The sequence below is a fragment of the Candidatus Methylacidiphilum fumarolicum genome, assembly GCF_949774925.1.
Classification (GTDB): domain Bacteria; phylum Verrucomicrobiota; class Verrucomicrobiia; order Methylacidiphilales; family Methylacidiphilaceae; genus Methylacidiphilum; species Methylacidiphilum fumarolicum.
On sequence record NZ_OX458932.1, the window covers coordinates 1,732,707 to 1,752,741 of the forward strand.

Here is a 20,035-nt window from a genome sequence, read left to right on the forward strand (position 1 = left end):
TTCCTTACATACTTTATACCTTCGAATGTTTTATAAATTTTGTCCACCCGAAGAAATATCCGAAGTACCACCATATAAAGTACATAATGACCGAACAGAATCCTGAGAAAAATGCCGAGACGCCAAGCACGCCTCCAGCAAAGCTTCTCATTGTACCTGTTTCGACCATTCGGATGTACTCAGGAGTGGATGTTCGGATGTACTGATATTGAATCAGGTCAGCAACACTCATGAGCTGTCCATAGTATTCCACAGGGACATGGTATGGAGCAATCATGGGCCAATTCGAAGGATAAAAGAGCCATCCCCACAGCTCTCCTCCGATTAGCGCAGTCACCACAAAGTTATTGGTGATCATTAAAACGCCATCGAGGACAATCGCTTGCGGAAGAAGCGTTTCAGGGAAAACGAAATTCAAAGGGTAGTGTGCCCAACCCCAGAAATTCCAATACCTGTTCATCCACTGACCAAAAAACAATCCGGCACAGCTAAAGGTTGCTCCTATAGGCGCTTTAAACTTTGTCCACAGGATAGCCTGGCAAGCTGCTGGGAAAGTTATATCCATGATAGGGGCAACCACTGGCCACCACATTCTATCTTTCCAGTCGATCCAGAAGGACCAGTCCCCGGCTGTCAGCATCTGATGGATGTGAAAGCCAGAAAGGATAGCAAGAAACATCGATACAAGAACGACAATATCGAACTTTCTTTCGAGTGCCCTTGCTTCGGCTTCTGCAGCTACTTGTTGCATATTTTTCCTCCTTTTCTTTTGGAATGGCGAGTGAAATCAACCCGCCATTCCATCGAATCCTTGATATCGTAGTATCAAACTTCACATAAAGCCGGATCCGTAGCTTTTTCTGGGTCGTTCAACACAACCGCAGGTGGCGTAGCCGGCTTGCCATAGTAGACCTGTTTGATCAGCTCCAGGATTCTTGGACAAATCTGAAGAACTGTGCCAAGAATTGCCAAAGCCCCCCACCCAAACATGACGAATCCCCAATGGAGCGGAGCCACAAACAGCTCTTCCATAAACCAACGGGTATGACCAAATTCGTTCAAACCCACGTTGGGGAAGATCATCAAGGGAGAGCCAACCAGCACCGCATAGGGTACTGAAAATGCTTTCGCATATTGAGGCAACCTTGTCATGGCATACACCATCGATCCTACCCCAGCCACAATATAGATAGGATAGCTCTGATAGAACTCGATGATGTGGCTTGGTGTGAAGTCGGTATCCCTAATCACCGTCTGATGCCACGTGCCGTCTTGCTCCGTATAATAGCTTGCTCCCCAGTAGAGTAAAGTGGTATAGACCACGAGGTATAGTCCAAGGTTCCAATACCGCCTTAACTCCTCTGCAGGGGCAAGGTTTTCCATCGCACGATCTCTGGTTACCCACAACCAAGAGCAGAGCGCGATGAGTGTCGTCGGCTCAAGAATCAGCTCGGTGTAAAGGATACTCATCCAGTAGGTCTGATAGTCCGGAGTGAAGTAGTCCAACCCCTTGGCAAACGCAAAGGTTCGCTCATAGACATTCACAGCAATTTCAAAGGCTGTGATGATAGCTAGAGCAATCCAGAGGTTTTTCCAAGAGAAGGCTGACTTGTCCGGTATCGATATCGAGACCGTTTGCGTTGTCGCTTGTGCCATATATCAACCTCCTTTTACCGATTAGTCTCTATTTTTTTTATTGAATAGAAGATGAGGTTTTTACTCGTATAGCATAGCCTTCCATTTCTCCCTTTAGGCTATGCTTTTCCCCATCCTTTTAACATTACAAGTTACGGTTCGCTAACTCGAATGTTCATGGCAACCGTAACTCATCCTTCTTGCCCATGACAATTAGATCATATTCTGTATTCTATCTAAGGCATTACCCGTATGTATCCTAAGAATATATCTTATGTTCTTACAGACATATAAAAATAAAATAATTAATAAAAATAATACAGTATTTGTGTAGGTAGAATTATGTATATTATGTATCTCATCATTTTCTTTAATATATTATCTCGTAGAGGATAAAAGAGGCTCGAAGGAATGCATATCACCGAAACGGAAAGACAAGGCCTTCGTAATTATGGAGTTTTATAACCTATTATTTTCACAAAAAAAACCCTTCCCCGCCATGGACGAGAAAGGGTTTATAATTTCTAGTTTTTAGTTTTTCTGATAATGCCTCTTCCCTTACATGCCTCCGCCTATTGCCGCTCCAAATTTAGGAATAACAATCTGATCAGCAATGGCATAAATCTGCCTGGTCCCACTGGGATCGGTAAAGAAAAGCAGACCCCCAAAGCGATTCGTCGTCTCGTTATACATGGTTAATCTTTGATTTTCCCATTCAGCGCTTTGCATTGAAACTTCTATCGTTTTGGTCTCTCCAGGATTAATCGGCTCAGATGGGCTTACTTTCATTGGTCCACCATTGACTTCAGGAAAGGAAGGATTCCATGTATTCCCCGGGATATCTGGATTCAAGAAGCGGACATTCGCCGTCAGAAATTCTTTCAACACTACGGGCTTATCCCCAACATTTTTGACTTGGATGTGAAAGGAAAGAGTTCTGCCAGGTACGTCGTAGGTCGCATCTGTAACTTCTGCCTGAATGAGTGTTGGCTCAGGAGGAAGGGGTTTTATATAATACTTCGTCTCCTGGATAGGGATTGTTACTGGATATTGTGCCTTTGTTATTAACGCTGCGGCAGCGACTATTACAATTGTTCCAACTGTAAAAAGGAAGCAAACTTGTCTATCCAGAGGATTAAACAATTCTTCCTTTCTTCCAGCAGCAACTAATCCTAACCTTCTTGTAAATGGCTTTGCAAGCCAATATCCTAACCATACTACACCGATAAGCGTTGTGAATATTGTCCAGGTAATTACTCGCGCCGTGCCATAATTTTCCAGATCAACAGTATTTCCTAACAAGGTCTTTACAGGATTAGCAAAACTTCCCTTCGTTCCCTCGATAGTCAAGAATTCTTCCGGACCAATAAAAGGGCCTGCCCCTTCCATACTCAGCATTGGACCCATCGGAAAGATTCCAGGATTTCTTGCCTGCAACACCATTTTGTAAGCATAAGTTCCCCCTTTTTCAAGCACCACAGAATTAAACTGAAAATACTTTTCGTTTACCCAGATTGCTTTCCGTAAAACCTGAGGTCCAGGAACAAAGAAGTTAAAAAAGGAAATTCCGGTAAAAGGAATTTCCTCTGGCCATGTTGGCATCAACATGACTTTGCCTGTACAACTAAACTCCTCGCCGACTTTCACCCTATTGGTAGGAGCAAACGAAAACTGAGTATCATAAAACACAACTGTTCGCATCCGTAAGAATGCCTCCTGAGATTTTGCCCCCATCCCCTGTACCGCATAGCTTGGTGAGGGCAACCAACTCATTGCAAGCCCTAGAGATAGCAAAGAAAGCAGAATTTTTTTCGTCTTAGCTTCTACATGTTCTATTATTTGTTTCACAGCTTTTCTCCTTGTCTTCATTTTTTAAACCCTTAGACGGTTGAATGCCTGACAAACTTTGTCGAACCGAAAAATTTCCCAAAGAACCACCACAAAAAGTACATACAGGCTGATACAAAACCGGAGAAGAATGCGGAAACGCCAAGCACTCCCCCTGCAAAACTTCTCATCGTTCCGGTTTCCACCATGCGTATATACTCAGGGGTAGAAGTCCGGATGTATTCATACTGGATGAGATCGGCCATACTCATCAGCTGTCCATAGTATTCCACTGGCACATGATAGGGAGCAATCATGGGCCAATTTGTTGGATAAAAAAGCCATCCCCAAAGCTCTCCGCCTACAAGCGCAGTAACGACAAAATTATTTGAAATCATTAATACCCCATCGAGAACAACCGCTTGAGGAATCAAGGTCTCTGGAAAAACGAAGTTCAGAGGATAAGTGCCCCAACCCCAGAAGTTCCAATACCTATTCATCCACTGGCCAAAGAAAAGACCAACAGTGCAAAAGGTTGCTCCTATAGGCATCTTGAATTTTGTCCAAAGAATAGATTGAACAGCCGCTGGAAATGCTATGTCTGCAATTGGCGCAACAACTGGCCACCACATCCGATCTTTCCAATCGGTCCAAAATGACCAATCCCCAGCCAATAGCATCTGATGAATATGATAGCCTCCAACAAAGGCAAAAAACATGGAAACAATAACAACAATATCAAATTTTCTTTCAAGAATTCTTGCTTCTGCATTCGCTTGTGCAAGTTGCATGTGTCCTCCAATCTGTTTATATTCGGGGCGGTGGATGAGTAAACCGCCCCTTTTTGGAATCATTTTTTTGATTTTGATTTTTTTCGATTCCCCTCTTAGACTTCGCAGTACGCAGGATCAACCGATTTTTCGGGTTCCTCCATTACTTTTACTGGCGAAGTTGCTGTTTTTCCTAAATAAACCTGCTTGATCAACTCATAGACCCTAGGACATGCTTGGAGCCAAACCCCCATGATCGCTAATGCGCCCCATCCAAAGGCTACAAAACCCCAGTGGAGTGGCGCCACAAAAAGCTCCTCCATAAACCAGCGGGTATGACCGAATTCGTTCAATCCCACATTAGGAAAGATCATCAGCGGGGAACCAACAAGTACGGCATAGGGAATAGAAAAAGACCTAGCAAACATAGGCAGCCTGGTTATGGCATACATGAAGGACCCTACTCCCAGTATTATGTATATAGGATAGCTTTGATAGAACTCGATGATATGACTTGGAGTAAAATCCGTATCACGAATCACCGTTTGATGCCATGTCCCATCTTGCTCAGTAAAGTAACTGGCTCCCCAGTAAAGTCCTACAGTATAGACCACAATAAACAGCCCGAGATTCCAGTACCTTCTGAGCTCTTCGACAGGAGAAATATTTTCTAAATTTCTATCCCTAGTCACCCATAGCCAGGTGCATACGGCAATGAAAGACAGCGCCTCCAAAGCCAGTTCTGCTAAAAGCAGATTCATCCAATAGGTCTGATACTCAGGGGAGGTATAATCCAGTCCTTTTGTAAAAGCAAATGCTCTTTCATATAGATTGACAAGAATATACCAACCGCTAAGTAGACCAATGCCCAACCACATTCGATTCCATGAAAAAAGCGATCTTTCAGGAATCGCAATAGTCGTAGCAGTTGTTGCTTGTGCCATAGAATTCCTCCTATTTAGTTGTTCATACCAAACGGCTTTCATTTTTATATTGCAAACAAAAGCCAATAATTGAAGCCGGTATGCCAACCGGACTTCATTTGCAACCGTAATATCTATATTCTTTTTAGGCAATTAGTGATATGGAGGAAAATGATGGATTATAACTTAGGTGCTATCACCTATTAAAAGAGGGAATGTTTGTATCGCTATGTCCTGATTACTTTGAAATGGTTATTATGATAAGGATTTGCTGATAAATCATGTATTTTTTATATATATTATACTCATAATTATAATAATATATTCTTGTATGTTTTTTTAAAGATATAACCTTTTGATTTACATTACGAGTAATGTATTTAAAATCATCCTATTTATTATTTTTATATTCATAATAACCCCGTCCATATAAAAAGAGATAATACCTAGTATATAATAGGCAAATCCCTTATTTTCGCATATAAAAATGGGCAATCCTCTATCCTCTTCCAATTGAAGCGATAAAAACGTGAGCCTGTTTTTCAGAGGCAACCTCCTACGACCAGAGGTTTCCCTAAAGGGAATAGGTGAGCCGTTTTGGAAGGGGGTCTACTTTTTAAAAGGCAAAATCAGGCCCTATCAGCCCCTTAGTGGTATCTAGATGATCTTCAAAAATACCTGTTTAGAACAGACAGTATCACCCTTTCCAAGGGGGATTGTGACGTTGTCTACATACAAGAGAGCAATTGGACAAAAGAGCCTTGCCCGCAAGAGATGCACTTGATAGGATCTTTCCCGGTTGTTTCCTTCTAGTAGTGGATATCCTTGCGAGGAGAAAATGCCTATCTGTTCCATTTCTGTTATCCTCTTTTCAAGGGCTTTAGCTTGCAATTCAAAAAACATGATGGCAAGTACTCCTATAAGCGCTTTGATCCCATCTACTCAAATAGATAGATATTTCCTAGGCGCTCTTATAAAAAAAAAGAAAAAATTAGTTGTTTGTAGGTAACGTGTTGGAATCGACAGAATTAGTTTGAGATTGCTGCCAAGAAATGGCATAATGAACAAGTTGGGGACCACTTTTGAGATAGAGTTTTTGTTTAATGCTCGCCCGGTAAGCTTCTACAGTTTTAACGCTCAAGCTCAATTGCTCAGCAATCTGTCTACTCCCATACCCCTTGCCTATTAATTGAAAAACCTCAAATTCCCGGTCGCTTAAAGCTTCAATGGGACTAATCGATAAAGCTTTTCTTTTGCCAGAAACCCCTTGGAGTATGCGGTTAGCTACTTGATCACTTACAGAAATTCCCCCAGCCATAACTTTCTGAATGGCAGCAATCAATTTTTCCCCTCCTTCGCTCTTCATGAGATACCCTCGAGCACCTGCTCGCAAAACTCTTTCCGCATATAATGACTCTTCATGCATAGATAAAACGAAAATGGCGATATCCGGATAGACCGCATGGATATCTTTGATAAGTTCCAAACCGCTTTTCCCAGGAAGAGAAATATCGACCAGGACAAGGTCAGGCTGAGTTTTTTCAATAAGTTCAAAACCCTCATGAGCGTTTTTTGCTGTTCCACACACACTCATTCCAGGCGTAGAATTAATCAGCTGACAGAGCCCTTCTCTTAATATCGTGTGATCATCGACTATTAAAACTTTATGTATTTTCTCTTGCTTAATCATATATTCTCTCTAAGCATATAATTTTAATATAAACTATACTATGAACAGTGGCAAATTTCAATTATTAGTAATTACTTATAAAGTTTTTTATTATTTTTAATAAAGCCTTTTTTTAAACAAAAACCAGCTAAAACTCATGCTTATAAGGCCAATAATCAAAAGAGGCAAATATTGATTCCACAAAGTATCCAATCCCCTTCCTTCTAGGAAAACACCTCGAGCAATGATGAGAAAATACCGCATAGGATTAAGATAGGTCAGATCTTGAATCGACTCAGGCATATTGCGGATAGGAGTAGAAAAACCAGATAATATGATGGAGGGGACCAAAAAGAAAAACACTCCAAGGAGAGCCTGTTGTTGAGTGGAAGCAATGGAAGAAATGGCAAGCTCAATCCCAATGATGGCAAAGAGAAAAAAAAGGAGTCCTAAATAGAGAACCAATATATTCCCATTAAAAGGAATTCTAAACCAAAGAAGAGCGGCAAGCAAAATAAGTGTCGCTTCCATTAAAGCAAAAATCAACCCTGGGATGGTTTTGCCTATCAGGATTTCTATTGGCCTAAGAGGAGTAACAAGCAACTGATCAAAAGTGCCCATTTCTTTTTCTCTGGCAATAGAAAGTCCAATGGTCATGGCCGAAACGACAAAAGTTAAAATAGCAATCAATCCTGGGACAATAAACCATTGGGAGAGAAGATTTGGGTTGTTCAGGGCACGAAAAGAAATTTGAGAAATAGGAGCCTTGCCTCCGTTTCGTTTCAGCCATTCAGCATTATAATCAGCAATGATTTGATTAGCATAGCCAGAGAGAATAGCAGCCGTATTGGAATTCCTGCCATCGATGATCAACTGGACTTTCCCGCTTCTTCCAGAAAGCAGATCACGATCAAATCGCCGATCGATATGGAGCACGAAAAGGACATTTCTTTTTAGAATTTCATCGGTAATCTGGGATTCCTTAAAAATTTCCTTTTTGAAGACAAAGATTGGAGAGCCTTTAAATTTCGAAATAAATTCTCTGGAATGGTACGTTCTATTTTCATCATACAGAGCAAAAGAGACTTTAAAAAGATCAAAGGTAGCAGCGTATCCAAAGACAAACATTTGAATGACTGGGGGAACAATCAGAACAAACCGACTCCGCGGATCCCGTATAAACACAAGGATTTCTTTGATAACCAAGCCAACGACACGATTCCACATATTTTTTTCTTCTTCTTTCTATTTCTGTGCTCTCTGCTTTATCTGTGCTCTCTGCTTTATTCCAATCGTCTTTTCCACAACAAATAAGAAATCCCATTGATAACAATAGCAAAAAGGATTAGCACCAAGAGGTTTCCAACCAATACACTCCAGACATTCCCAGCCAGGAAAATGGTTTGAAGAATAGAAACGAAATATGTAGCTGGGAAAAGAAGAGTAAGAAACTGAATACCAACGGGCATAGAGTTAATATCAAAGATAAAACCTGAAAGCATGAAGGCGGGCAAAAAACTAGTAATGATCGCGACCATACTTGCAACAAAAGAGTTTTTTGAGAGATTTGAAATCAATACGCCAATACCCAGTACCGCAAGCAGGAAAAAGATCGAAGAAAGAAAAAGAACCAAAAAAGATCCTCTAAAAGGTACTTTAAAAAGAAAGACGGCCAACAAAAAAGAAAATAACATCCCCCCCATTCCAAGTGCAAAATAGGGTAGGAGTTTGCCAATGAAATGTTCCAGCTTCGTCAGGGGGGTAGCAAGCATAGCTTCCATGGTTCCTCTTTCCCACTCTCTGGCAACAACAAGAGCAGTAAGCAACGCTCCAACTACTGTCATGTTAATAACAATGATGCCTGGAACCAGATAATTCCTTGTAATCAGGGCAGGATTAAACCAAACTCGGATTTCTTGGCTAACGGGCAAGCTTACTGGCAAGTTCCGATCGATTCTTTCCCGTTTGAGCCAATCTATCCATACCCCTAATAGATAGCCTTCAATTAGCCGGGCGGTGTTGGCATCCGTTCCATTGACTATCGTCTGGATCGTTCCTTTATCAAAAGCCAAAGATTCTCTATTCCAATTGCCCCTTAGCCAGATGATGCCCAAAAGTCGACCTTTCTCAAAATCAGACTGTGCCTTTTGGATTGTCTCATAGGAGAATGGGGAAAAATAGATGGAATTTTTAAGACTAGATTCAAAACTAGAAGAAAGGCTTGTGGGACGCTCTACAACCACTCCAATTGGTAGGTGGATCGCATCCAGAGAAATCCCATATCCAAACAAAAAAAGTAAGATCGAAGGAAGTACAAAAGCAATACCAAAGCTTGAAGGATCTCGTAGAATTTCGATCCATTCCTTTTGGATAAATCCATAGAGCCGTTGGTTAAAAAGAAAATTCAATTTTCCTCTCTACTTTTTTCTATCAATCCTATGAACGCATCCTCGATAGTAGGGGTAGGATTGTCCTCAGTTTGAAAAGGTTTTTTAATCTCTTGGGGACTTCCTTCGATCAAAATTTTTCCCCTTGAAATTATCACTAACCGGTCACAATACTCGGCTTCTTCCAAATAATGGGTGGTAATAAGTAAAGTGGTATGCCGTCTTGACAAACGGATCATCCTTATCCAAAATTCTCTGCGACTTTGAGGATCCATTCCTGAAGTTGGTTCATCAAGAAAAAGAATGTCCGGATCATGCAAAGTAGCGCAAGCGATGGCTAACCTTTTTTGAAATCCTAAAGGAATCCGCCCAGCATCCATATCTAGAACCGATCCAAGCTCATATTCTTCAATTACCGAAGCAATCCGCCTTTTTTGTTTTTCACCTGATAAGTCATAAGCTCGGGAAAAAAATAGGAGATTTTGATAAACGCTTAAATTGGTATAAAGGGAGAACTTTTGGGAGACATAGCCGATTCGAGAACGAGCGGATGCTGGAGAAGTCCTCAAATCGAAGCCACTTACAGACACCTTTCCTTCAGAGGGAGGCAACAGACCACAAAGCATTCGAAATGTGGTTGATTTGCCTGCTCCATTTGGTCCCAAAATTCCGAAAATCTCCCCTAGATTAACTGAAAAACTTATTTTTTTTACCGCTTCAAATTTGCCAAAAAACCGGGAGAGCTTTTCTACAACAATTATTTTTTCAAGCGAACGCTCTTTTCTTTTTTCTTTCAAAGCTACCTCTTCTTTTGAGGATGAGAGAGCGGGTTGTTGTTTTTGAGGGTAAAAAGATAATACACAATCAGCAATTTTTCTTTCTCCAGGAATAGCAACAATCCCAAATTTTTCATTTTCCTTCAAAAATGTATCTTTTTTGTCCTTTTGAAGCAGAATTCTTATATATTTTCCTTCAAAAGAATGATCGATCACTGAAGGATCTGACGATACGTTCAATAAAAGTTCTTTTGAGTCCATTTTCTCCGAATGAATCAATAAAACTATGCCCTTAGCATTTTCTTCTAAATACGAAGGGCTTCCTTGGACGAGTTTTTCTCCTTTGTCCAAAAGGAGGATATCATGGCAATAACGGGCTTCTTCTAAATAAGAAGTACTGATCAGCACAGAAAGCCCACGATCTTTGACTAGATCAAACAAGATTTTCCAAAGTTCTCTTCTGGATAAAGGGTCCACGCCAACGGTTGGTTCATCAAGCAACAATAGCTTTGGGGAAGAAAGCAGAACCGAGGATAAGGCCAGTTTTTGTTTCATGCCGCCAGAAAGGCTTCCGGCAAGTCTTTTCATAAACTGGCTAAGCCCAGACATAGCTAGCAGTTCCCTGAACCTCTTTTCCCTTTCATTTTTTGGCAGGCAGTAGAGATCTGCATGCAACCGGAGATTTTCTTCTACTGTCAAATCTTCATAGAGCCCAAAATTCTGAGGCATATAGCCTAGCTGGGCCGACAAAGCCTCTTTATGTTCTATTGGACTAAGTCCAAGAACTTCGATCTGCCCACTGTCCGGTACATACATTCCAGAAAGAAGACGGAGTAGGGTACTTTTGCCTGAGCCATCAGGTCCGACAACCCCCGTTATGATTCCATAGCCTATTGTAGAAGAGAGCTCCTTGATAGCAAAGAGCTTTCCTCTTGCTGTTTGAAAGGATTTACTAACATTGCTTAGTCGAACACAGTAGGATTTTCCATCCATAAGGGCTTAGTCCATAGTTAAGGGAGGTTTTTCGGGTGGATACGGTTGATTTAATGGTATCCGTACTGTCGCTGGCATCCCTAATCTCAACCTATAATCAGCATTTTCACTGTAGACTCTGACTTGATAAACAAGTTTTGTTCTTAACTCTGGCGTTTCGACATTTTTAGGAGTAAATTCAGATACTGGAGAAATGAAACCGATCCAGCCGTGGAAAACTCTTCCTGGATAGCTATCAGTGAGAATTTCAGCTTTCATGCCTAAAAATACTTTTCCAAGATAGGCTTCAGGGACATAGGCTCTTACCCAAACAGGACGGTCAAGAGCCATTGTGAAAACTGGCGTTTGAGGGGTAACCATATCTCCTGGCTCTAGAATCCTATCTTCTATCACTCCGTCTTGTGGAGCATAGAGTTTGGCATCCTGTAATTCTCTTTTCGCAAGAGAAAGAGCAGCTTCATCGGCCTTGAGTTTGTCTTTTGCTTCTTTCAATGCTGCTAAGGCATTATCCCTTTCTTGGAGAGAAATGTATTGCTCCTTGGCAAGAGCTTCGTCTCTTTTGTAGGTAATTTCAGCATTTTCTAAAGCCGCCTTATCGACCGCCACTGTATGTTCAGCTTGCCTTACTGCATCCTCAAAACGAACTGGGTCTAGTTCTGCTAACAACTCTCCCTTTTTTACTCGCTGCCCCTCCTGCACATACATTTTCAAAATTCTACCCGTATCGTAAAAAGCCAGCTGGACTTCGCGGATATCGACATTGCCATAAATAGTCAAAGTCCCAGATACAGAGAGTCGAAGTCGAATATAATAGAAAAGGCCAACGCACAGAATGATCAATGCGCCAACAAGAACAAGCATGATTTTTTTCTTTTTCTCTGTCATGGCTCCTCTTACCTTTTAAGAATGCTATTGAAAGCCAGAATATCCTCTTGATTTAAGATACCAGCAGCGGCTTTTAGCTGAGCCCGAGACACAAGATGATTATAGAGTGCATTATAATAATTTCTTGTTGCATTCGACAAATCAGAAATCACTGTCAGCAAATCGATGATCGATCTTGTGCCCAATTCATACCCTTTTTTAGTAGCTGCGTAAGAAGTTTTAGCGGAATCTAAAGCTGTTTTAGCGCTTTTGAGCTGAAGGACGCTACTTTGCAAATTTAAAAATGCTTCTTCTGTATCTAATTTTGTCTGATCTGAAGTATTTCTTAAAAATTCTGATGTGGCTTTGGCTTGGGCTTGAGACTGCTTAATTCGTTGATCAATCTGTCCATCATAAAGCGGAACAGAAAGTGTCAAAAAACCTGCGGCTACCTGCAAATTGACTGGTATAGCATTTACAGCCAGTTGACTAGAGGAACCTACGACAGATAAAACTGGCCAATGCCCTCTTTTATTCTGCTCAAGCTGAGCATAGGAAACATCGACTAAAGCTTTTGCTTGTTTGATCAGCGGCTGATTTGCCATGGCTGTTTGAACCCATGGACCCAGTTCGTTAGGAGTCGGACTCATTGGAGAAATTTCTTTGACATCGGCAAGTTCTTCTATGGGTTTATGAGTGATTCTTTCTAGAATCGCCTTTGAAATATTCAGTGCATTTTTTGCTGTAATAAGGCTGGACTGTGACAAATCATACCTAGCTTTTGCTTCTTTGACGGCAACAATATCTCCTTTGCCTATTTTCAAGAAAGCCTCAGTTTGCTTAAGAATTTCTTCATAAAGGGACAGTTCAGTTTCCGAAACCCGCTCGTTTGCTTGGGCTTGTAACACTCCAAAATAGGCTTGAATGACACGGAAGATTAGCTGCTGTCTTTGATATTGGACTGCAGAACTTTGAGCCTCTTTTTGATATTTAGCAGCTTTCAATGCGGATAGCTTTTGGCCATCGAACAGGGGCTGCGTTAAAAGCACGGTGTAAAATTCGAAGGAAGTCCCCGTTGCAAGAGAAAAGGAATTGATATTCACATCAATCAAACTCCCCACTCCGGCAGCGGTGTTTATCGAAAGGGTAGGGCCTAGGGCCGCCTTAGCAAGGGATACTCCAGCCTGAGACCCATTAAAAAGATAGCTTTCTCTTGAAAGAATAGGATCAGACTCCAAAGCCTGATGAAAAACCTGAACAAGATCTTCTACGGCTATAGCAGAATAGGCTTGCAGCAGCACCGAACAGAACCAGAAAAAAAAGGAAAAGAAAGGGGAATAATACTTCTGGAATTGTCGAACCATAGGTCCTTTTTTCATTGTAACGGTAAATAGAGAATGCTTAAAGCAAAAATTCGGCTGAGAAACTAAGCTCTACTTTTCGCTCAATTCTCTTGAGCAGTATCTCCAATAGGTCTTAAGTGATCTTCTTTTTTACTATCTTCCTAAGCAGAAAGAAAAATGAGGCCTGAAATGGACGAATTTTTCTTTTCTTTTCTCTTTCTTCTCCTAGATAATCAAAAAATATTTTAATAATGGAAAGATATAATTTTTTTAATTTTTATAATCACAACTTTGTAAGAGTAGCTATAGCTATCCCCGTAGGTAAAGTCGCAGATCCATTTTACAATATTGAGCAGATTATTGAACTGAGCAAAAAAGCGGTTCAAAAAAAATCGATGCTCGTCGTCTTTCCAGAATTAAGCATTTCTTCCTATTCCTGTGAAGACCTGTTTCATCAATCGGCCTTGCTTGATAGTTCCCTAAAAGCCCTATCAAAACTTCTCGAAGCCTCGGTTTCCTTTCCTATGCTTTTGCTCGTGGGGCTTCCTTTACAAGTCAATCAGCTCCTTTTCAATTGTGCCGTTCTTCTTTGTCAAGGAAAAATACTGGGCATCATCCCCAAAAGTTATCTTCCCAACTATCGGGAGTTTTACGAGCCAAGGCAGTTTTCTCAAGCTTCTTTTGCAACCGAAAAATCTATTGATTTACTAGGCCAATCGGAGATTCCCTTTGGCACCAATCTGATTTTCCAGTGGGAAGAACAGCCTCTATTTAAAATGGCAATTGAGATCTGCGAAGATCTCTGGGTACCCCTACCCCCTTCCTCTTTTGCAGCCCTGGCCGGGGCTACTATTCTAGTGAATCTTTCGGCCTCCAATGTGACAATTGGCAAAAGCGACTACAGAAAACTCCTTGTTGCCAGTCAATCTGGAAGGTGTATTGCCGCTTACCTTTACAGTGCAGCTGGATTTGGGGAATCCACAACGGATCTTGCCTGGGATGGTGAAGGGCTGATTTACGAAAATGGGACTAAGCTAGCAGAAACTCAAAGATTTTCTTATGAATCACAGATTATCTTTGCCGAGATTGATCTGGATAGGCTCCAAGCAGATAGGATGCGCCAAAATAGTTTTGGACAAACAAAATTGGAGTTTCGTAACAAGATTGAAGCATTCAAAACCCTATCTTTTTCCCTTGTGAGGGAAAAAGATAGCTCCCTTTTTTTGGAAAGAGAACTGGAACGCTTTCCCTATGTTCCAACTGATCCATTGACAAGGGATCAACGATGCCAGGAAGTTTTTTCTATTCAGACTCAGGGACTTGTCCAGCGATTAAGAGCTACGGGGATTTCTAAAGTGGTCATTGGAGTATCCGGAGGACTCGATTCTGCGCATGCTCTCATTATTTGTGCGAAAGCAATGGACATATTAAGATTACCACGAAAAAACATCGTAGCCTGCACCATGCCTGGCTTTGCAACGACCAATAAAACACTCGAGCAAGCTCGCAAACTTATTGAAGCCATTGGTTCTGAAGAATATTTCATAGACATTCGGCCTAGCTGCATGCAGCTTTTTAAAGACATCGGCCATCCTTTTGCCCAAGGACAAAAGCTTTATGACATTACCTTCGAGAATGTTCAGGCGGGAGAACGTACTAATCATCTGTTCAGGCTTGCTAATCTAGTAAAGGGATTGGTCGTTGGCACAAGTGATTTAAGCGAACTCGCCTTAGGTTGGTCTACCTATGGCGTGGGCGATCATATGGCTCATTACCATGTCAATGCCAGTGTCCCTAAGACTCTTATAAAATTTCTTGTTCGCTGGGTTTCCAAAAAGGAGGAGCTAGGCCAAAAAGTGAGTATTGTTCTCAACGAAGTCCTTGATACGATTGTAAGTCCTGAACTTATTCCTGGAGAAGATGGTCAGGAATTTCTGCAAAGTTCCGAAAAAGAGATTGGGCCTTATAACCTCCAAGACTTCCATCTATACTATACGTTAAGATATGGGTATTTACCTACAAAGACCGCCTTTTTAGCATGGACTGCATGGCATGATCAGAATAGGGGTCATTGGCCAGAAATCGAAGGAAATAAGGAAGCCTATAGGATAGATCAAATAAAACACTGGTTAAGAGTCTTCCTTGACCGCTTTTTCCGAATGAGCCAATTTAAAAGAAGCTGCATAGCTAATGCTCCTAAAGTTGGCTCTGGAGGCTCCCTGAGCCCAAGAAGTGACTACCGAGCCCCATCGGATAGTTCTTCTCTCCCCTGGTTAAAGGATTGGGAACGGATCCCCGATTCCGAAGAAAGTTTCTTAAGCAAGCTGTAAGTGTCAGCCAACAGTCCCTCCAGAACAGTGGTGATCCTTCCTTTCTTCAGAATCTTGCTTTCGAAGCGCACAACCGGTTTAATGCCTATCCAGCTGTTGGTTAGAAAAATTTCATCAGCAGCCTGGAGAGTTTCTGGACCAAAATGTGCTTCTGCCACATCTATCTGCGACATAACCCACTGTCTTATTACTCCATTGCGGCATCCTGTCTGCAAAGAGGGAGTAAAAACCTTGTTATTTTTCACAAAAAAAATGTTACTCATCGCTCCAGAAACCACGTGCCCCTGCTCATTTAATAGAATCGCTTCATCAGCATTGACTGAAAGCCTCGCTTGAAAGTGGGAAAGGTAACTTAATGTTTTTAACCTACTGTCCCAATTTCGTGAACCAACCCTAACCTCTGAAATCTCCAAGGAAAAGCCCCTTTTGGTTTCAATAGGAAGAGGCTCAAAAAACTCTTTTTCTTCTCTAGGTCCAACAATCCATCGCCATTTCCCACTTGCTTCTTTAGGTAAATGAAGGCTGCCATGGCGGAAATCTATTTTAGGGCTAAGCCCAAGTGTTTTTGCACTTTCCAAAAGACTTCTCCAATGTTCTTCAACAAAAAATGCCGTTCCATTTTCTACCCGAAGAGTTTCAAAAACTCCGAAACCAGGAGAAAAAGCGATAGGCAGTTTCATAAGTAGATAGAATAAGCCTATTGAAAATACTCCTCGCTCTTCGTTTGTGCTTCTTTCTGTTTTTTGGCTTTTTCGATTTTGTTCAACACATCCAAAAGCATGTTGGGAGTAATGACTTCTGGCAAAAGGATGGGCGAGGAGGAATCGACACCATAAAAGACATAGGTTGGTACCCCACTTCTTCCCAAGCTTTCCAAAACTTCAGTAATTTTTGGATCTCGATTGGTCCAATCCGCTTCCATCTTCACAACACCCACTTCTTCAAACTTTTTCTTCACTGCTGGATTTTGCAATGCTATCTTTTTATTCACCTGACAGGTAAGGCACCAAGAAGCGGTAAAATCAACGAAAACAGGAATTCCCTGCTGTTTATATTCTTCTAATTTAGCTTCCGAAAAGGGGATCCAATCCTCTTTTTTAGCCGTTTTCAGTGCAAAAAGCCGCTCCGTTTCGACAACTGCATAATAAAAGCTACTGGAAAGGATAGCCAATGCAAGGAGGGATGATACAACTCGCACTCCAAGAGGATGAAAGGGAGTACTAAATTTACCATAAATCCAAGAGCCTAAGCCGATAAAAAGCAACGCCACTAAAATATCCAATGTTCCATCAATTCCTCGGAGTTTTCCATAAACCCAAATCAGCCAAATCACCGCACCAAGAATTGGAAAGGCAAGGAACTGTTTAAAAGCAACCATCCATGGCCCTGGTTTTGGCAGTAGTCTCAAGAGGCTTGGAAATACAGACAACAAAAAAACGGGAAAAGCCATACCCAAGCCAAGCGATGTAAAGACCAGGACAATGACAACCGGGGGTTGTGCAAGGGCAAAACCAATGGCCGATCCCATGAATGGAGCTGTACAAGGAGAGGCCACTAAGGTTGCTAAAACCCCATTTAAGAATGAGCCTAAATATCCCTTTGCCTTTTCAACTATAGATTGAGCTGATATCAAAGAGAGGCCAATCTCATAGACTCCCAGTAAGTTCAAAGCAATAAGGAAAAAGAAAAGAGCCATAAAAGCAACGAACGGTGGCGATTGCAGTTGAAAACCCCACCCTAACTCTAATCCTTTTTCTCTTAAAAAAATTAACAACCCTACAACAATCCAAAAAGAACTCAGTACGCCCAATACAAACAAAAGCCCATGAATTATGGAAGAACTTCCCTCTTCCTTAGCCGCACCTACTAAATTTAAGACTTTCAAAGAAATCACCGGCAACACACAGGGCATCAGATTGAGAATTAGTCCACCAATAAAACCAAGGCCTAAATAAGAAAAAAATTTTTTGTTGAAATAAAATGGAACCTCTTTTTTTTGCGTTTCAGTTTTAGGTGAAATAAATTTTTTAGCTCGAATATCCCAATTAATTTTTTCAATACCTTTCCAATCCGAAAGTTTTGCTGTGAATACCCCACTTAAAGGCTCCGTAACTGCTCCCGCGTTACTGGGACGTGCTATTTCCAGCGAGATTCCTTCTTTTCGTAATCGAATCTGCTGTGGAGCAGAATATTGAATAATTCCATTCTGATAAGGGAAAAAATGAGCGGATTCGAAATTAAGGACTTTGCCGGTTTTATTTTGAAAAAAGAGGGTAAGATTTTTTTCCGAGGCTAAAAAGCTTATTTCTATTGAAGAGGGAGGACTACGGGGAATTTCATATTTAGCCTTTTGAAAGCTTTCTTTCAAAGTTTCATCAACTCTTGGACTATTTTCAACAGGCAAGGTCAATGTGAGATCTGCACTTCCAGGAAGGCAACTCTGTGCGCATTCGACCCATTGGACATTAGCCTTCAGAGTTACGGTAGAGCCCACCTGCTGCTCCTGAGACAGATCCATAGGTATCAAAAGCCAACATTCTCCTTCATATCCATAGCTAGTAAGAGGAGGCAGCGAGATAACACTTGGGCTTGGCCATTGGATCGGCCCTGCATGCAATCCAGCAGGAAGAGCCCAATCGATTTTAGTAGCCGAACCAGCATCTCCTGGATTAAACCAATAAGTATGCCAGCCCTCATCCATTTTCAGTCGAAGGGCCACATAGAAATGACTACCCGGAGCCACAGCATCAAGTTCAGACAAAAGACTAGCCTCGACATGCTTGCTTCTAGCCACGTTCGATGTTGCCGCTAAAGCAGTTGAGGAATAATAAAAAATAAAGAGAAAAAAAAGGCACAACGATCTACAATAACAAGCTTTCATCTAAGGCATAAAATTTGTGACAAGTAAGTTTAACCATTCTTTTATAAAAGAACTAATCATATTCGCTGCTAACAGGGAAAAAAATAATGCCCTCTCTTTTTAAAAGTGGCTTAAATTATATGGGAATAAAACAAAAACGCTTTTTATTTTAATATGTTACGGGAGGTTTTAAACAATAGGCTATGTCGGTGCAAGAAAAAATCAGAACACTCCCCCACAAACCTGGGGTATATCTTTTTAAAGACAAGCTCAATCGGATTATTTATGTCGGCAAAGCCGTGGATCTTCATAAAAGGGTTAGCCAGTATTTTCATCCATCGAAAAAATTTAGTGGGGATAGAAAATTAAAAGCTCTGATCGAGGCTGTTGCCGATCTTGAATTTTACTGCGTTCATTCGGAAGCCGAAGCTGTACTCTTAGAAGGAAGACTGATTAAAGAATTTAGGCCACGGTATAACATAAGCTTTAGAGATGATAAACGGTTCTTGTTGGTCAAAGTCGATTTAAACACACCATTCCCGAGATTTCAAATTACGCGTTTAAAAAAACAAGACAATGCGAGATATTTTGGTCCATTCGCTAGTGCTGGTGCATTGAGAACCACACTTAATTTAATGAAAAAAAACTTTGGCCTCCGTTCCTGTTCAGCGGTGATTCCTACCGAAAAAGACTACAAACACTGCCTGGACCATATCATAAAAAATTGTTCGGCACCCTGCATAGGCAAAGTGAATCAGGCTGAATACTATCAAAGGGTTCAAAAAGCCTGTGAATTTCTTGAAGGCCGGTCCAAAGAAATGATTAAGGAAATACGGCAAAAAATGGAGGAAGCCGCTCGGGCTCAAGAGTTTGAAAAAGCTGCAGAACTAAGAGATTTATTAGAAGCCTTGGAACAAACAACAAAGCCGACCAGACGTTTTGCCAAACAGCTTCCAAAAGCCCTTTCTCCACTCGAAGATTTAGAAGAACTAAAAACTGTTCTCTCTCTTCCTAAACTCCCACTGATCATCGAATGCTTCGACATATCTAACATTTCTTCACTGCACAAAGTGGCTTCGATGGTTTTGTTCCGAGAGGGAAAAGCTGACCGTTCTTCCTACAGGCGATACCGAATTAAGACGGTTGTTGGACAAGATGATTTTGCCTGCATGGAAGAAGTCATCCGAAGAAGGTATAAAAGGATCCTCGAGGAGGGAGGAAAACTAGCCGATCTTATCATTGTCGATGGAGGCAAAGGCCAGCTTTCGAGCGCACTGAAAGCGTTAGATTCTCTTGGATTAAGTAACCTTTCTTTGATTGGACTTGCTAAAGAAAATGAAGAAATCTACCGGGTCGGATGCTCTGAGCCCCTTATCCTTGATAAAAGCAGTGGGGCTTTACGCTTACTCCAAAGAATCAGAGATGAAGCCCATCGGGTTGCCAATGCCTATCACCAACTGCTCTTAAAGAAAAGAATGAAAGAAAGCATTCTCGATGAATGTCCTGGGGTGAGTGAAAACAGAAAAAAACTACTCATTCAATCTTTTGGCTCTGTAGATAGACTGAGAAAGGCTACTATGGAAGAAATCGCAGCTGTTAAAGGAATTGGGAGAAAACTTGCAGAAAAAATCTTTTCTTTTCTTGCTTCACGAAATTGA

Annotated in this window: 16 protein-coding genes; 2 read left to right on the plus strand and 14 right to left on the minus strand. The window is 41.3% G+C overall.

Translation table 11 applies throughout. From position 1 onward, the window contains the following. Positions 1–13 precede the first annotated feature (13 nt). The 12 genes from amoA (QOL44_RS07930) to QOL44_RS07985 all read right to left on the minus strand — a co-directional run bounded on the left by amoA (QOL44_RS07930) (position 14) and on the right by QOL44_RS07985 (position 13,223). On the minus strand, positions 14–751 hold the full coding sequence (gene amoA, locus QOL44_RS07930; protein WP_009060827.1) for a bacterial ammonia monooxygenase, subunit AmoA: 738 nt from the start codon (positions 749–751) through the stop codon (positions 14–16). A 74-nt stretch (positions 752–825) separates the two neighbouring features. Then, positions 826–1,656 (minus strand): bacterial ammonia monooxygenase, subunit AmoC, encoded by an 831-nt coding sequence (amoC, locus tag QOL44_RS07935; RefSeq protein ID WP_045086543.1) that lies wholly within the window; start codon positions 1,654–1,656, stop codon positions 826–828. Between the two features lie 537 nt (positions 1,657–2,193). Next, positions 2,194–3,483, minus strand: a complete 1,290-nt coding sequence (amoB, locus tag QOL44_RS07940) for a bacterial ammonia monooxygenase, subunit AmoB (RefSeq protein ID WP_228343264.1) — start codon at positions 3,481–3,483, stop codon at positions 2,194–2,196. 32 nt (positions 3,484–3,515) lie between these two features. Continuing rightward, positions 3,516–4,253 carry a bacterial ammonia monooxygenase, subunit AmoA gene (gene amoA, locus QOL44_RS07945; RefSeq protein ID WP_045086860.1) on the minus strand — a complete coding sequence of 246 codons (738 nt, stop codon included), beginning with the start codon at positions 4,251–4,253 and terminating at the stop codon, positions 3,516–3,518. A 95-nt stretch (positions 4,254–4,348) separates the two neighbouring features. Beyond that, on the minus strand, positions 4,349–5,176 hold the full coding sequence (gene amoC, locus QOL44_RS07950) for a bacterial ammonia monooxygenase, subunit AmoC (RefSeq protein WP_009060837.1): 828 nt from the start codon (positions 5,174–5,176) through the stop codon (positions 4,349–4,351). A gap of 636 nt (positions 5,177–5,812) precedes the next feature. Then, complete coding sequence (locus tag QOL44_RS07955; RefSeq protein WP_009060841.1) at positions 5,813–6,058, minus strand: hypothetical protein; 246 nt, start codon at positions 6,056–6,058, stop codon at positions 5,813–5,815. Between the two features lie 88 nt (positions 6,059–6,146). Next, positions 6,147–6,845: a response regulator transcription factor gene (locus QOL44_RS07960; RefSeq protein WP_009060843.1), complete on the minus strand. Its 699-nt coding sequence runs from the start codon at positions 6,843–6,845 to the stop codon at positions 6,147–6,149. Between the two features lie 96 nt (positions 6,846–6,941). Further along, the gene (locus QOL44_RS07965; protein ID WP_009060846.1) at positions 6,942–8,051 is read right to left on the minus strand and encodes an ABC transporter permease; all 1,110 of its coding nucleotides are present in this window, start codon (positions 8,049–8,051) and stop codon (positions 6,942–6,944) included. Positions 8,052–8,107: 56 nt separating this feature from the next. Then, positions 8,108–9,232 (minus strand): ABC transporter permease, encoded by a 1,125-nt coding sequence (locus tag QOL44_RS07970; RefSeq protein WP_009060848.1) that lies wholly within the window; start codon positions 9,230–9,232, stop codon positions 8,108–8,110. Continuing rightward, positions 9,229–10,980, minus strand: a complete 1,752-nt coding sequence (locus tag QOL44_RS07975) for an ATP-binding cassette domain-containing protein (protein ID WP_009060850.1) — start codon at positions 10,978–10,980, stop codon at positions 9,229–9,231. The genes QOL44_RS07970 and QOL44_RS07975 overlap by 4 nt, the downstream gene beginning before the upstream one ends. 6 nt (positions 10,981–10,986) lie before the next feature. Next, positions 10,987–11,865 carry an efflux RND transporter periplasmic adaptor subunit gene (locus QOL44_RS07980; protein ID WP_009060852.1) on the minus strand — a complete coding sequence of 293 codons (879 nt, stop codon included), beginning with the start codon at positions 11,863–11,865 and terminating at the stop codon, positions 10,987–10,989. An 8-nt stretch (positions 11,866–11,873) separates the two neighbouring features. Then, entirely contained in the window at positions 11,874–13,223 is a 1,350-nt protein-coding gene (locus QOL44_RS07985) for a TolC family outer membrane protein (protein WP_009060853.1), read from the minus strand. A gap of 215 nt (positions 13,224–13,438) precedes the next feature. On the opposite strand from QOL44_RS07985, the gene QOL44_RS07990 reads away from it, so the two are divergent. Then, positions 13,439–15,517, plus strand: a complete 2,079-nt coding sequence (locus QOL44_RS07990) for an NAD(+) synthase (RefSeq protein WP_009060854.1) — start codon at positions 13,439–13,441, stop codon at positions 15,515–15,517. On the opposite strand, the gene QOL44_RS07995 is transcribed toward QOL44_RS07990, so the two are convergent. Beyond that, positions 15,424–16,197 (minus strand): aminotransferase class IV, encoded by a 774-nt coding sequence (locus QOL44_RS07995; RefSeq protein ID WP_009060856.1) that lies wholly within the window; start codon positions 16,195–16,197, stop codon positions 15,424–15,426. The genes QOL44_RS07990 and QOL44_RS07995 overlap by 94 nt on opposite strands. A 17-nt stretch (positions 16,198–16,214) precedes the next feature. Then, positions 16,215–18,398 carry a protein-disulfide reductase DsbD family protein gene (locus QOL44_RS08000; RefSeq protein ID WP_009060858.1) on the minus strand — a complete coding sequence of 728 codons (2,184 nt, stop codon included), beginning with the start codon at positions 18,396–18,398 and terminating at the stop codon, positions 16,215–16,217. A 182-nt stretch (positions 18,399–18,580) separates the two neighbouring features. On the opposite strand from QOL44_RS08000, the gene QOL44_RS08005 reads away from it, so the two are divergent. Beyond that, positions 18,581–20,035: an excinuclease ABC subunit UvrC gene (locus QOL44_RS08005; RefSeq protein WP_009060860.1), complete on the plus strand. Its 1,455-nt coding sequence runs from the start codon at positions 18,581–18,583 to the stop codon at positions 20,033–20,035.